This window comes from Streptomyces sp. NBC_00988 (assembly GCF_045162645.1).
GTDB lineage: Bacteria > Actinomycetota > Actinomycetes > Streptomycetales > Streptomycetaceae > Streptomyces.
This window is the reverse complement of sequence record NZ_CP108730.1, coordinates 975494-988139: the sequence shown is the minus strand read 5'-3', so window position 1 is coordinate 988139 and position 12646 is coordinate 975494. Positions and strand designations below refer to the sequence as shown.

Genomic DNA, 12646 nt, shown 5'->3' with positions numbered 1-12646 from the left:
AATTCCGCCAGAGCCGTCATACGCAGTGCCGACAGAGGACGAGACGCATGGACGAGATCCTGTACGAGGTCGACGGCCGGGTGGGGATCATCACCCTCAACCGGCCCGAGGTCGCCAACGCGCAGAACAGTGAGCTCCTCGACGCCCTGGACGCGGCCTGGAGCCGGGCCGCGGCCGACGAGGACGTGAAGGTCATTCTCCTGAAGGCCAACGGCAAGCACTTCTCGTCAGGACACGACCTGAAGGACCGCTGGCCGGCGCCGAAGGAGATCACCCTGGAGTGGATCTACAGCGCCGAGACCCGCCGGTACCTGGAGTACACCCTGCGCTGGCGCAACCTGCCCAAGCCGACGATCGCCGCCGTGCAGGGCAAGTGCATCGCGGGCGGACTGATGCTGTGCTGGCCCTGCGACCTGATCGTGGCCGCCGAGAACGCCGAGTTCTCCGACCCCGTCGTGCACATGGGCATCGGGGGAGTCGAATACCACGGCCACACCTGGGAGTTGGGCCCGCGCAAGGCGAAGGAGATCCTCTTCACCGGACGCGCCGTCACCGCCGAGGAGGCGGCGAAGGTCGGCATGGTGAACAAGGTCGTCCCGCTCGACCAACTGGTCACCGAGGCCTTGGAGTTAGCCCACCAGATCGCCCGGATGCCGTCCTTCGGCCTCCGTCAGGCGAAGCGGGCCGTCAACCAGAGTCTCGACGTCCAGGGCTTCTACGCCGCCATCCAGTCCGTGTTCGACATCCACGAGACAGGACACGGGAACGCGCTGAGCGTGAGCGGATATCCCATTCTCACGCAGCTCGACGCCATGAAGGAACGCATCAAGGGCCAGTAGGCCAGGCCGCCGGGTTGATGGACCGGACCGCGACCGTCACCGCTCCTTGTGCGCGGTCGCGCCCCGGCTCATCGCCAGGACCGCGTCGCGGCGGCTCAACGCCCCGAACGGTGAACCGCCGGTCGGGGTGGGGCTGCCGCAGATCCAGGTCGGACCGTCGGAGAGGTGGGCGAGCGCCCTGGCGGCCACGTCGTCGGGATCGGCCAAGTCGCCGCCACAGGAACTCCCTTGGACGCCTTCGGTCCGGCGCAGGGACGGGGTGTCGGTCCTGCCGAGGACCAGTCCCAGGACGTCGACCCCGCTGCCCCGCCACTCCGCCCACAGGCTCTCCGCGAGGATGAGGTCGAAGGCCTTCGACGCGCCGTAGGCGGCGAGCGTGGCGCCACCCGCCCACGCGGCCCCCGAGGTCACCAGGACCACCGCTCCCCGCTTGCGCGCCACCATCGGGCCACCGAAGCGGTAGGCCGCTTCGAGTACGGCCGTGCAGTTGCGCCGCACCAGCCCGAGGTGGGTGTCGAGGTCCTTGTCGAGGAACGGCACGCTGCCGTCGTCGCTGCCCGCGTTGTACACGAACAGGCCGACCTCCAGGCCGACGGTCGCATGCTCCAACTCCGCCAGGGCACTTGGGGAGCTGAGGTCGAGCGCGACGGTGCGGACCTCGACGCCGTGGCGCGCGCGGATCTCGTCGGCGGACGCCTCCAGCACGGGCAGGCGCCGGGCCACGAGTACGACGTTCATCCCCTGGGCCGCCAGCCGGTGGGCGAACGCGGCACCCACCCCGTCCGACCCGCCGGCGATGACACCCCACGGCCCGTACTTGGCAGTGAGTGTTTCGGTCACTTCGTACTCCTCAGTCAAGATCAGTCAGATCGTCCGGGACGAACGGAGAACCTTCTTCTCGACCGCGTCCGACGACAGCACCGTCCCGATGATCCCGAGGTCCGCGCCGGTGCTGCGCGCCACCTCGCGCACCACGGCGACGTCCTTGCTCATCAGGTCCGCCAGCCGCACCGCGACCGAGTCGACCGACCCCCCGCTGGCGACGACACCGAGCGCCCGACTGGCACCGCTGCCGTGCTGCAGCGCCGCGAGAATCACCTTCTCGTCGATGCCCAGCGACCCCGCCACCCGCACCACGTCGACGGCGAGACCGACCTGCGCCACGAACAGGGCGTTGTTGACGAGCTTGACCCGCTGACCGTTGCCGACCGGTCCCACGAACATGACCGGCGAGGCGTACGTCTCCAACAGCGGGCGCATCTCCTCCAGTTGTGCCTCGTCCCCGCCCACCCACAGGGTGAGTCGGCTCGCGGCGATGTCGTGCGGGCCGCCCGAGAGCGCGGCGTCCAACACCCGGACACCGCGCTCCGCACCCGCTTCGGCGAGCAGGCGGGCGGTCCCGGGGGCGGAGGTGGTGTGCTGGACGAGCGTCGCGCCCGCCGCCATGGCCGCGATGGCACCGTGAGGGCCGAGGCACACCGACCGCACCTGCTCGTCCGTCAGTACGACGACGAACACCACGTCGGCGTCGCGCACGGACTCCTCGACCGTCCCGGCCCAACTCGGCCCGTCCGCGTGGGCGGTGGCGCGCGTCTCCGGGTGGCGCGAGTGGACGGTGAGGTCATGCCCGGCGGCGACCAGGCGCTCGACGATCGGCTGCCCCATGCGGCCCGACCCGATGAACCCGATCCTCAACTCTCCTCCAGGTGGAGTGAGTTCGACGACGGCGCCAGCATCGCGCGTGGCCCCTCGGTGCCGTCGAGGTTGGCGTTGACCCGCTCGGCGATGCGCCAGCCCTCCGAAGTACGCACCCAGCGCCAGGTGTTGGCGGAGACCTGGAACACCCAGAACCGGCCGGCCTCGGCGTCCCAGCGGAGGTGCAGCGCGTGGTTGCGGCCGGTGGCGTGGTCGCCGTCGACGACGACATGCGGCGCGGTCAGCACGTGACCGCAGCCGTTGTGGATCACACTCTGGTGTCCGGCGCCATGGACCATGCCGACGATGCCGTCCCGGCCCTCCATCCGCAGGTGGGGGATCGCGTCGAAAACACCGTCCTCGGTCCAGAGGGCGGCAGCAGCCTGACCTGAACCGCTGTCGACTGCGGGCCCGTACTGGGTGACGAGTTGCGCGATCTCGACCTGGTCCTCCAAGGCGCGCACCTTCGTCGCCAACGACGCGACGGTGGCGCGCAGCTGGGCAAGTTCGGCGGTCTCGCTCATGGGCGTTCAGCTCCCTGGTACGACGATGATGCGGGCCGGCCCGTCGGCGTCCCGCGCGGCGTCGAGCGCGGCCGGCACTCCGTCGAGCCCGACGGTGTGGCCGAGCATCGGCCCGACATCGAGGCCGCCGGAACAGACCGCCCGGAACGCCTCGTCCCAGTGGTCCATCGACGGGCCGCCCCCGAACTGGATGTTGAGACCCTTCCGCTTCGCGGTCAGGGTGTGCAGATGGTCGCCCTCCGGCGGACCGCCGACGGAGAAGATCCGGGTACCGCGTTCGCAGCCCTTGATGATCGAGTCGAGAACGCCGGGAACGCCGACGCACTCGAACACGACACAACTCGACCGGTTCCCGGCCGTGTTGCGCCACGCCTCGTACGGCGAGACCTCGGCGGGGTCGACGACCACGTCGGCGCCCATGGCCAGCGCGGTCGCGCGACGCGACGCGACGAGATCGGCCGCCACGATCGGACCGACGCCGAGGTTCTTGAGCCGACCGATCGCCGAGAGGGCGATGGCGCCGCAGCCGATGACCAACGGCGCCTCGCTCGCGGTCAGTCGGGCGCGGGACGCGGTCGACCAGCCGACCGAGATCGCGTCGGCGACACACACGACCTCGCTCGGCAGGTCCGACACCACGACCCGGGTGACGGCCTCGGTCAGCAGGAACAACTCCCCGAATCCGCCGGGTGATTCGGGGTTCTGGCCGATGATCCTGCGGCCGGCGGGAGTGCTCAGTACGGGCAGCGAACTCACCCGTGTCCCGACCGGGATCCGCCGCTCGGTGCCGGGGCCGTAGTCCACGACCTCGGCGCAGTACTCGTGACCCATCACGATGTCGACGTCCTGGTCGTACGTCGACATCCCGCTGTCGTCGTCGGCGCCCGCCTCCGGATGGTCCATGAAGTGCAGATCCGAGGCGCAGATCCCGCACGCCAGCGAGCGGACGAGGAGTTGGCCCGGTCCGGGGACCGGATCGTCGATGGTCCGCGCCTCGACGCTCCCGCCCCGCAGCACAGCAGCACGCATCAGACTCTCCTCCGCACTCCGAAGTCCGTCCCCTTCGGACTGTAGCCACACAGAGGAAATTACAGAAGACGGTCTCCTATAATTGAGAGAACACGGCAACACCGGGACCCCGCCCGGTCATTACAATCACGGCATGGCAGAACCGCGCCGTGCCCCGGGCCGTCCACGGGACACGAGCATCAACGAACGGGCCCTCGCGGCAACGCGCGAACTCCTCGTCCAGCGCGGCTTCGACGCGACGACGATCCAGGCGGTGGCAGAACACTCGGGCGTGCACGCCTCCGCCATCTACCGCCGCTGGCCGTCCCGGATCGAGCTGATCGAGGAGGCCACGTTCCCCGGGCTCAGCCCGTTGAGCGTCCGCCCGACAGGGGACCTGCGCCGCGATCTACGTCGGTTCGTCCGCGCCTACTTGGCGGCCTTCGGCGCGCCCGCGGCCCGTGCCGCCGCGGCCGGTCTCTTCGCGCACTCCCAGACGTCGAACGCGCCCCGGCCGCCGGAGATGCTGCTGCGCGTGTCGGCGCGGCCCCAGTTCCAGGACATCCTGCGCGCCGCGCCGACCGGGACCGTCGACCCCGCCGTGGACCCGGACGACGTCTTCGACATGCTCCTAGGCGCTGTCCTGACCCGCACCCTCCTGTCCACGGTCACGGCCCGCAACCGCCCCGTCGAGCGCACGGTCGACATGATCCTGCGGATGCTACGACCCCTCGACGGGCCGGCCTGATCAACTCCCGCCACTGGCCTGGGAGTTGATATCAGCGGCGCTCGTCCCGGAACACCTTCCCGCCCTTCATCACGAACCGGACGTCCGCCATCACGGAGACGTCCTCCAGCGGATTGCCCGGCACCGCGATCAGATCGGCGAGGAGGCCCTCCGCGATACGGCCCCTGTCGTCGGCGTCGATCAGCTCCGCCGCGTTGACCGTCGCCGCCCGGAGCGCCTCCAGGGGAGTCATCCCGCGGTCGACCAGGGCGATCAGCTCCTGGGCGCCGCGGCCGTGCGGAATCGCCGGCGCGTCCGTGCCCAGCGCCATCCGGACACCCGCCTTGCCGGCCCTGGCCACCACCGTCTTCGCCCGGGGGAAGATCTCGGCGGCCTTCTCCTTCAGCTCGGGCGCGGCATGGGACATGTCCATCCCGTCGATGAGAGCGGTGGTGGGCACCAGGAAAGTGCCGCGCTCCGCCATCAGCGCGATGGTGTCGTCGTCGAGCAGGAAACCGTGCTCGATGCAGTCGATGCCCGCCTCCACCGCTGACCGGACGGCGTCGGCCCCATGGGTGTGGGCCGCCACCTTCAGTCCGCGCCGGTGGGCCTCGTCGACGATGGCGCGCAGTTCCTCGTCGGAGTAATGCTGCGCGCCGGGGGTGCCGGTGTGGGACATGACGCCCCCGGACGCGCAGACCTTGATGAGCCGAGCCCCGTGCTTGATCTGGTAGCGGACGGCCTTGCGCACCTCGTCGACGCCGTTGGCAATGCCCTCTTCCAGGGAGAGAGGCATGATTCCGGGGGCGTACGCGGCGAACATCGTGGGGTCGAGATGGCCGCCGGTGGATGTGATGGCGTGTCCGGCGGGCACGATGCGCGGGCCGTCGATCCAGCCGGCGTCGATGGCCTTGGCCAGCGCGACGTCCAGCAGATAGCCGCCCGTCTTCACGAACAGGCCGAGGTTGCGGACCGTGGTGAACCCCGCGCGCAGGGTCCGCCGGGCGTTGCCCACCGCGCGGAGCATCCGCAGCGGAGGATCGTCCTGGACGGGGGAGAACGCGAGCGTCTCTCCGCGGCCGCCCATCAGGAGGTTGACCTCCATGTCCATGAGACCGGGCAGGAGAGTCACGTCGCCGAGATCGAGAACCTCGTTCTCACGGGCACCCTCACCCTCGCCGGTGCCGACGCCGGTGTGCGTGATGCGGTCGCCCTCGACCGTGATCAGGCCCGGCGACTCGAACTCGCCCGTCTCCACATGCAGTACACGCGCCGCTCTGAGCGTGAGCACGACCGGTCAGACCTTCGGCTCGACGACGAGGTCCATATAGGCGGCCCCGCTGTCCGGCACCCGGGCCTGCTTCCAGACCTCGACCGGGAACGACACGTTCACCAGGGAGAACATCAGGAGCAGCAAGTTGCGTTCCTGCTCCGGGAGTTCGGCGAGCGGGAACTTGTCGAGGTGGTCGGAGGCCTGTTCCAGCAGCGGGAACGCGGCGTCGTAGAAGGCCTGCATCTCCTCCATGGAGCTGGCCAGGCGCTTGCTGTACCGGTCGCGCTCGGACTCCAGGACCCACTCGCTGAACGGCTCAAGTGCCGCGAACTCACTGGGCAGCATCGGTGTGCTCCTTGACGTGGTCGGCGACTGTCTTGTGCAGATGGCGGAGCAGCAACTCCTGGTCGCAGAGCGGGAATTCGGTGACGACCCGGCTCTTGAGCATCGTCTGGGTGGCTTCGAGGGTGTTGCCGTCCTGGAGGGCGTACTCCTTGAACGTCACCGCCGCAAGCTCCTGCTTCAGCCGCTCGCGCGCCGTCTTGGCGGGCACGAAGTACAGGTTGGCCTCGAAGAGGTGCCTGTCCACCGCCGTCGGCCAGTAGTGGTACGTCAGGTACCAGCCGGGCTTCCAGATCAGCAGGGTCATGTTGGGGAAGAACTCGAAGGAGTCGTTGCCCCACGCGCGGTGCCGGCCCGGGTTGAGGCCCGTCGGCAGATTGTCCAGGCCCTCGATGTCGGGTGCCTCCCACGGCCCGAACAGGCCGCTGCGCAGGACGCGTTCGATCGGCTTGACGATGGTCAGGTCCTTGGGCGGGGACATGCCTCCCCAGGACGAGATCATCGAGTGCGGGGAGTGGATCTCGTAGTGCAGCGCCTCGTACCCCACGTTGAAGAGCTTGTCGGCCTCGTCCTTGACGGCCTGCTTCATGTGCAGGACGGGCGCGTGGTAGAACTCCGCGAACGCGTCGATGAACAGCTTCCAGTTGCTGCCGATCTCCGCCTTGTACGTGAAGACCTCGGTCATCTCGTGGAAGGGGTAGCCCTCCAGGCCTTTCGCGAACTCCCCCAAGTACTCCTTGAGCGGCTGCGCGTCGGGGTCGAGGTTGACGAAGACGAAGCCCTCCCAGACCTCGCAGCGGACCAGCTTGAGGCCGTAGTCCGCCTTGTCCAGGTCGAAGAACTCCTTCTCCTGCTGGACGAAGGTCAGATCGCCGTCGAGGCTGTAGCGCCAGGCGTGGTACTTGCAGGTGAACTGGCGGCAGGTGCCCTTGACCTCCTCGCCCGGGAAGTCGTTCCACACGAGCTTGTTGCCGCGGTGGCGGCAGACGTTGTGGAAGGCGCGGATCTCCTTGTCCTTGCCCCGCACGATCACCAGTGAGGTGTCGGCGACGGCGAGCTCCTTCGTGAAGTAGCTGCCGACCTTGGGCAGTTGCTCGACCCGGCCGACGTTCAGCCAGGTCTTCTTGAAGATCGCTTCCTTCTCGGCCTCGTAGTACGCGGGGTCGATGGAGTCCTCGTAGTTCACCGGGCTGGTGCCCAGCTCGGGGTAGTTCTCGGTCCAGCTCCCGGCCTCGGGCTTGGTGAAGTGTGGCATGGGATCACCCCTCTCGTTTGTGAGAATACCATTCTCGTTTCGGGAAACTGAAGTTCTCTTCCGAGATCGCGGGGTCGAGTTCCACGCCGAAGGTGTTGAGGGCCATCGTGAGCATCGTGTAGGCGCCGATGGTGAACACCAGGTCCATCAGCTGGTGTTCGTCCAGGTCGGCGGCGAGCGCGGCGTAGGTCGCGTCCGACAGGCCCGAGTCGGCATCCAGTTCGTCCACCGCCCGGTTGAGCAACGTGTCGGCGCCCGTGCGGACTTCGTCGATCTCGGCCTCGGTCACCCCGGCCTTCCGGCCGATCAGGACATGACTCGCCCACTCGTACTTGCTGCCCCGCCGCCAGGCCACGCGCAGGACGGCCAGCTCGCGGACGCGCACCGGCAGGGCCGTGGTGTTGAGGTGCATGTTGAACGTCAGGAACGCCCGGGCCAGGGCCGGATGCCGCTGGAAGATCCCCAGGACGTTGGCCTGCGGCAGCTTCCGGTTCGGGTTGATGACCGAGAACACCTCGTGGTCCCAGTCGTCATACGGCACCGGGGGGATGCGAACGGCGTTCTCGGCGGCGGAGTTGTCGTGCAGGCCGCGTTCTCCGTGCCCGCTGCGCTCGGTGGCGGTCCTGCCGTGTTCGCCGTGCTGGCCATGCTCGCTGTGCTCGCTCACGTGTTCCGCCCGCCGTTCACGCCGAGGATCTGGCCCGTGATGTAACCGGCCTCCTCGGAGGCGAGGAAGGCACAGGCCGCGGCGATGTCCTCCGGGCGCCCGACCCGCCGTACCGGAGTGCGCCCGATGTGCTCCTCGACCGTCCCGCCGAGCAGTTGGCGCTCCTCCGAGCGGCGCAGCATGGGCGTGTCGATGAAGCCGGGCGGGACCGCGTTGACGGTGATGCCCTGCGGACCCAGCTCCAGGGCCAGCGACTTGGTCAGCCCGTTGACCGCGGCCTTGGCGGCCACGTAGTGCGTCATGAACTGCTGGCCGGACTGCGCGCTGGACGAGGAGATGTTGACGATGCGGCCCCAGCCGGCCTCCACCATGTCCGGCAACACCGCCTGGACGCAGTGGAAGACGCCGTGGAGGTTGACGTCGATGACCCGCTGCCAGGCCTCGAAGGTGAGGTTGGCGAAGCGCTTGTAGCCCTCCATCCCGGCCGCGTTGACCAGGACCGTGACCGGGCCGAGCTGCTCGCGGATCTCGGTCAGTGCCTCGTCCACCTGGGCCCGGTCGGAGACGTCGGCCTTCCGGGAGAAGCCCCTGTCGGACGGGTTGAGGTCGAGGGTGGCGACCTGGAGACCGTCGGCCTCCAGGCGCTGTGCGATGGCTTGTCCGATGCCGGAGCCGCCGCCCGTGACGAGCGCTGTCCTCATGCCGGAACCCCCTTCGTCTCGATCATGAAAATCTCCCTTCCGGATACGAGAAGCGTATTCTCGTCTCCGGTGCTTCCGGAAGTCCCGCGCAGGCGGGGGCTGTTCGCCGCGCCCCGTGGGTCTGTCAGCAAGTCGTCAGGATGACATTCTCGCTGCCGGATGGTTGATTCGCGTATAAGGAGAATGTAGTTTCCGCTTCATTGGAGCAAGCCGCCCATCCATGCGAGGAGAACAGGATGCGGTTCCAGGACAAGGTGGCGATCGTCACCGGAGCGGGACAGGGAATCGGCGAGGACTACGCCCGGGCGCTGGCCGCCGAGGGAGCACGGGTCGTGGTCGCCGACATCAACGAGGAGCAGGGACAGCGGGTCGCCAAGGAACTGGACTCCGCGCTCTTCGTCAGGGTCGACGTCGGAGACCCCGCCTCGGCCGACGCGCTGGCCGCCGCCACCGTCGCCGAGTTCGGCCGCATCGACTACCTGATCAACAACGCCGCGATCTACCACAGCATGCGGCGCGAGGGCCTGACCACCGTCGACCTCGACTACCTCAACCGCTTCATCCAGGTGAACCTGATGGGCGCCCTGTACGTCACCCGGGCCGTCGTCCCGCATCTGGCCGAGGGCGCCGCGATCGTCAACCAGTCGTCCGCCGCCGCCTACATGGCCAGCGGCTACTACGGCCTGGCCAAGATCGGCATCAACCACCTGACCGCATCCCTCGCCGCCGAACTCGGTGGGCGGGGCATCCGCGTCAACGGCATCGCCCCCGGCCCCACCGACACCGAGGCCACGGCCACGGTCGTACCGGTCGAGTTCCAGGAGCGGATGACCCAGGCCCTGGCCATCAAACGGATGGGCACGCCCGGCGACCTGACCCCCACCGTCCTGTTCCTGCTCTCCGACGACGCGGGCTGGCTCACCGGCCAGACCATCAGCGTCGACGGTGGACAGGTGGTGCGGCTGTGACCCGCCTGCTCATCGACGGCCAACTCGTCGACGGGGAGCGGACGTTCCCCTCCCTCAACCCCGCGACCGGCGAGGTCTACGGCCACGCGCCCGACGCCACCACCGCCCAGGCCGAGGCAGCCGTAGCCGCCGCGCGCACCGCCTTCGACACCACCGCCTGGTCCACCGACGTACAGCTGCGCATCCGCTGTCTGGACCAGCTGCATCAGGCGCTCACCGACCACGTCGAGGAGCTGCGCGAGCTGACGATCGCCGAGGTCGGCGCGCCCCGCATGCTCACCTACGGCCCCCAACTCGACGACCCCGTCAAGCTGGTGCGCTACTACGCGGACCTGCTGCGCAAGTACCCGCTGACCGAGGAACTCGGCGAGTCCGAGAGCCGCGGCCAGCGTCACCGGCGCTGGGTGGAGAAGGAGGCCGCGGGGGTCGTAGCGGCGATCATCGCCTACAACTACCCGAACCAACTCGCCCTGGCCAAGCTCGCCCCAGCGCTCGCGGCCGGCTGCACGGTCGTCCTCAAGGGTGCCCCGGACACCCCGCTGACGACCCTGTTCCTCGGCCAACTCATCGCCGAGCACACGGACATACCGCCCGGCGTGGTCAACGTCCTCACGTCGTCCGGTGCCGACGTCGGCGAGACGCTCACCACGCACCCCGACGTCGACATGATCACGTTCACCGGGTCCACCGCGACCGGCCGCCGGGTCATGGAGGCTGCGAGCCGCACGGTGAAGAAGGTCTTCCTGGAACTCGGCGGCAAGTCCGCCATGATCGTCCTCGACGACGCCGACCTCGCCACCGCCGCCATGTTCGCGGCCGGCACCATCTGCTCCCACTCCGGGCAGGGTTGCGCGCTCACCTCACGGCTGCTCGTGCCCAGGGAGCACCACGACGAGATCGTCGCCATGGTGGCGGCGGGCCTCGGCCGCATCCCGCTCGGCGACCCGGCCGACCCCAAGACCTTCGCGGGCCCGCTCATCAGCGAGCGCCAGCGCGAGAAGGTCGACGGCATGGTCGAGAGGGCCGTAGCCGCAGGTGCGAACCTCGTTACCGGAGGCGAGAAGATCGATCCCGGCTTCTTCTACAAGCCGACCCTGCTCAGCAACGTCGATCCGGACAGCGAGATCGCCCAGGACGAGGTCTTCGGCCCGGTGCTCGTGGTGATCCCGTACGACGACGATGACGACGCCGTCCGCATCGCCAACAACTCCGTCTTCGGCCTCTCCGGCGGCATCCAGAGCGCCGACGACGAGCGGGCCATCGCGCTGGCCCGCCGCATCCGCACCGGCACCTTCAGCATCAACGGCGGCAACTACTTCGCCGCCGACGTGCCGTTCGGCGGCTACAAGCAGTCGGGCATCGGCCGCGAGAGCGGCGTGGCCGGTCTTGAGGAGTTCCTGGAGTACAAGGCGTTCGCGGTCGTGGTCCGGTCATGATGCCGCTCGAAGGCATCCGCGTCCTCGAAGTCGCCATGTACGGCTTCGTGCCCTCGGCGGGAGCCGTCCTCTCCGACTGGGGAGCGGACGTCATCAAGGTCGAGCACGCCGTTACCGGCGACCCGCAGCGCGGTCTGCGCCAGACCGGCACGATGCGCGTCGAGGGCGACCCCAACCCCAACGTCGAGCACGCCAACCGCGGCAAACGCAGCCTCGGCCTCGACATCTCCCGCCCCGAGGGAAAGGACGTTCTCCACGACCTCGCCCGGCGCTCGGACGTGTTCCTGACCAGCTTCCTTCCCGGTCACCGGGAGCGGTTCGGCATCGACGTCGACGACATCCGTAGCGTCAATCCCCGAATCATCTACGCCCGGGGCAGCGCCTTCGGCCCGCGCGGAGCGGAGGCGGGGAAGGGTGGCTACGACATGACGGCGTTCTGGGCCCGCGCCGGCACCGCCGCGAGCATCACCCCCGAAGGCACCGACGGCATCATCAACCCGCCCGCACCGGCCTACGGCGACACCATCTCCGGCACCAACCTCGCCGGCGGCATCGCGGCCGCGCTCCTGAAACGCGAGCGCACCGGCGAGCCGTCGGTCGTGGACGTCTCCCTGCTCGGCAGCGGACTGTGGGCGATGGGTCACGCCACCGCGCTCTCCCTGCACCTCGGCAAGCCCTGGATCCCGCCGCCCGTCGGCACCCACGGCTCCGTCACCAACCCCCTGTCCGGGCTGTACGAGACGTCCGACGGCCACCATCTGGCGTTCGTCATGATGCAGCCCGGCAAGTTCTGGGCCGACGTGTGCCGGCACATCGACCGCCCCGAACTCGCCGACGACCCCCGCTTCGACACGGCCGAGAACCTCGTTTCCCACACGGCCGAGGCCGTCAAGATCCTGCGCGAGGTCATCGCCACCCGCACCCTCGCGGAGTGGAGCAGGCGCTTCACCACCCTCGCCGGGCCGTGGGCCCCGGTGCAGGACTCCCTGCAAGTGGGCGACGACCCGCAGATCAGAGCGAACGAGTACCTCCTGCGCGCAGGAGAGCTCGAACTGGTCGCCAGCCCCGTGCAGTTCGACGTGCACGCCCCACAACTCGGGCCCGCACCCGGGTTCGCCGCCCAGACCGAGGAGATCCTCCTCGAACTGGGCCTGGACTGGGACCGCATCATCGCGCTCAAGGCGGCGGGCGCCGTCACCTGACCACCCGAC

At 69.1% G+C, this 12646-nt stretch carries 14 protein-coding genes; 5 read left to right on the top strand and 9 right to left on the bottom strand.

All coding sequences use genetic code 11. From position 1 onward, the window contains the following. Positions 1–47: 47 nt before the first annotated feature. Positions 48–839, top strand: a complete 792-nt coding sequence (locus OG496_RS04640) for an enoyl-CoA hydratase (protein WP_405969692.1) — start codon at positions 48–50, stop codon at positions 837–839. A 36-nt stretch (positions 840–875) separates the two neighbouring features. Here the strand turns inward: OG496_RS04640 and OG496_RS04635 are convergent, their stop codons facing one another. The 4 genes from OG496_RS04635 to OG496_RS04620 are packed head-to-tail and all read right to left on the bottom strand — an operon-like array spanning position 876 to position 4087. Then, positions 876–1679 (bottom strand): SDR family NAD(P)-dependent oxidoreductase, encoded by an 804-nt coding sequence (locus OG496_RS04635; protein WP_405969691.1) that lies wholly within the window; start codon positions 1677–1679, stop codon positions 876–878. A gap of 24 nt (positions 1680–1703) precedes the next feature. Then, a complete protein-coding gene (locus tag OG496_RS04630; RefSeq protein WP_405969690.1) occupies positions 1704–2534 on the bottom strand; it encodes an NAD(P)-dependent oxidoreductase in 831 nt (276 codons plus the stop codon). Beyond that, on the bottom strand, positions 2531–3058 hold the full coding sequence (locus OG496_RS04625) for a nuclear transport factor 2 family protein (RefSeq protein WP_405969689.1): 528 nt from the start codon (positions 3056–3058) through the stop codon (positions 2531–2533). The genes OG496_RS04630 and OG496_RS04625 overlap by 4 nt, the downstream gene beginning before the upstream one ends. Positions 3059–3064: 6 nt before the next feature. Next, positions 3065–4087: a zinc-binding dehydrogenase gene (locus OG496_RS04620; protein WP_405969688.1), complete on the bottom strand. Its 1023-nt coding sequence runs from the start codon at positions 4085–4087 to the stop codon at positions 3065–3067. 133 nt (positions 4088–4220) lie between these two features. Here OG496_RS04620 and OG496_RS04615 point away from each other — a divergent pair, with 133 nt between their 5' ends. After that, positions 4221–4814 (top strand): TetR/AcrR family transcriptional regulator, encoded by a 594-nt coding sequence (locus tag OG496_RS04615; RefSeq protein ID WP_399388345.1) that lies wholly within the window; start codon positions 4221–4223, stop codon positions 4812–4814. A gap of 31 nt (positions 4815–4845) precedes the next feature. Here the strand turns inward: OG496_RS04615 and OG496_RS04610 are convergent, their stop codons facing one another. The 5 genes from OG496_RS04610 to OG496_RS04590 are packed head-to-tail and all read right to left on the bottom strand — an operon-like array spanning position 4846 to position 9031. Next, positions 4846–6084, bottom strand: a complete 1239-nt coding sequence (locus OG496_RS04610) for an amidohydrolase family protein (protein WP_405969687.1) — start codon at positions 6082–6084, stop codon at positions 4846–4848. A 6-nt stretch (positions 6085–6090) separates the two neighbouring features. Beyond that, complete coding sequence (locus OG496_RS04605; RefSeq protein ID WP_355916144.1) at positions 6091–6411, bottom strand: hypothetical protein; 321 nt, start codon at positions 6409–6411, stop codon at positions 6091–6093. Next, a complete protein-coding gene (locus OG496_RS04600) occupies positions 6398–7663 on the bottom strand; it encodes an aromatic ring-hydroxylating dioxygenase subunit alpha (protein WP_405969686.1) in 1266 nt (421 codons plus the stop codon). Before OG496_RS04600 ends, OG496_RS04605 begins: the two co-directional genes overlap by 14 nt. 4 nt (positions 7664–7667) lie before the next feature. Continuing rightward, the gene (locus tag OG496_RS04595) at positions 7668–8330 is read right to left on the bottom strand and encodes a carboxymuconolactone decarboxylase family protein (protein ID WP_405969685.1); all 663 of its coding nucleotides are present in this window, start codon (positions 8328–8330) and stop codon (positions 7668–7670) included. After that, positions 8327–9031 carry an SDR family NAD(P)-dependent oxidoreductase gene (locus OG496_RS04590; RefSeq protein ID WP_405969684.1) on the bottom strand — a complete coding sequence of 235 codons (705 nt, stop codon included), beginning with the start codon at positions 9029–9031 and terminating at the stop codon, positions 8327–8329. Before OG496_RS04590 ends, OG496_RS04595 begins: the two co-directional genes overlap by 4 nt. Positions 9032–9267: 236 nt before the next feature. Here OG496_RS04590 and OG496_RS04585 point away from each other — a divergent pair, with 236 nt between their 5' ends. From OG496_RS04585 to OG496_RS04575, 3 genes are read left to right on the top strand one after another with little or no spacing between them, the layout of a single operon-like run. Continuing rightward, positions 9268–9999, top strand: coding sequence for an SDR family oxidoreductase (locus OG496_RS04585; RefSeq protein WP_366492514.1), 732 nt, complete (start codon positions 9268–9270; stop codon positions 9997–9999). Continuing rightward, complete coding sequence (locus tag OG496_RS04580; protein WP_405969683.1) at positions 9996–11435, top strand: aldehyde dehydrogenase family protein; 1440 nt, start codon at positions 9996–9998, stop codon at positions 11433–11435. Before OG496_RS04585 ends, OG496_RS04580 begins: the two co-directional genes overlap by 4 nt. Next, a complete protein-coding gene (locus OG496_RS04575) occupies positions 11432–12637 on the top strand; it encodes a CaiB/BaiF CoA transferase family protein (RefSeq protein WP_405969682.1) in 1206 nt (401 codons plus the stop codon). The genes OG496_RS04580 and OG496_RS04575 overlap by 4 nt, the downstream gene beginning before the upstream one ends. Positions 12638–12646: the final 9 nt, after the last annotated feature.

Bases quoted from the DNA above. Each gene is read 5' to 3' on its own strand.
- OG496_RS04600 (WP_405969686.1), bottom strand. From the start codon at position 7,663: ATGCCACACTTCACCAAGCCCGAGGCCGGGAGCTGGACCGAGAACTAC.
- OG496_RS04615 (WP_399388345.1), top strand. From the start codon at position 4,221: ATGGCAGAACCGCGCCGTGCCCCGGGCCGTCCACGGGACACGAGCATC.
- OG496_RS04590 (WP_405969684.1), bottom strand. From the start codon at position 9,031: ATGAGGACAGCGCTCGTCACGGGCGGCGGCTCCGGCATCGGACAAGCC.
- OG496_RS04585 (WP_366492514.1), top strand. From the start codon at position 9,268: ATGCGGTTCCAGGACAAGGTGGCGATCGTCACCGGAGCGGGACAGGGA.
- OG496_RS04575 (WP_405969682.1), top strand. From the start codon at position 11,432: ATGATGCCGCTCGAAGGCATCCGCGTCCTCGAAGTCGCCATGTACGGC.
- OG496_RS04640 (WP_405969692.1), top strand. From the start codon at position 48: ATGGACGAGATCCTGTACGAGGTCGACGGCCGGGTGGGGATCATCACC.
- OG496_RS04620 (WP_405969688.1), bottom strand. From the start codon at position 4,087: ATGCGTGCTGCTGTGCTGCGGGGCGGGAGCGTCGAGGCGCGGACCATC.
- OG496_RS04605 (WP_355916144.1), bottom strand. From the start codon at position 6,411: ATGCTGCCCAGTGAGTTCGCGGCACTTGAGCCGTTCAGCGAGTGGGTC.
- OG496_RS04625 (WP_405969689.1), bottom strand. From the start codon at position 3,058: ATGAGCGAGACCGCCGAACTTGCCCAGCTGCGCGCCACCGTCGCGTCG.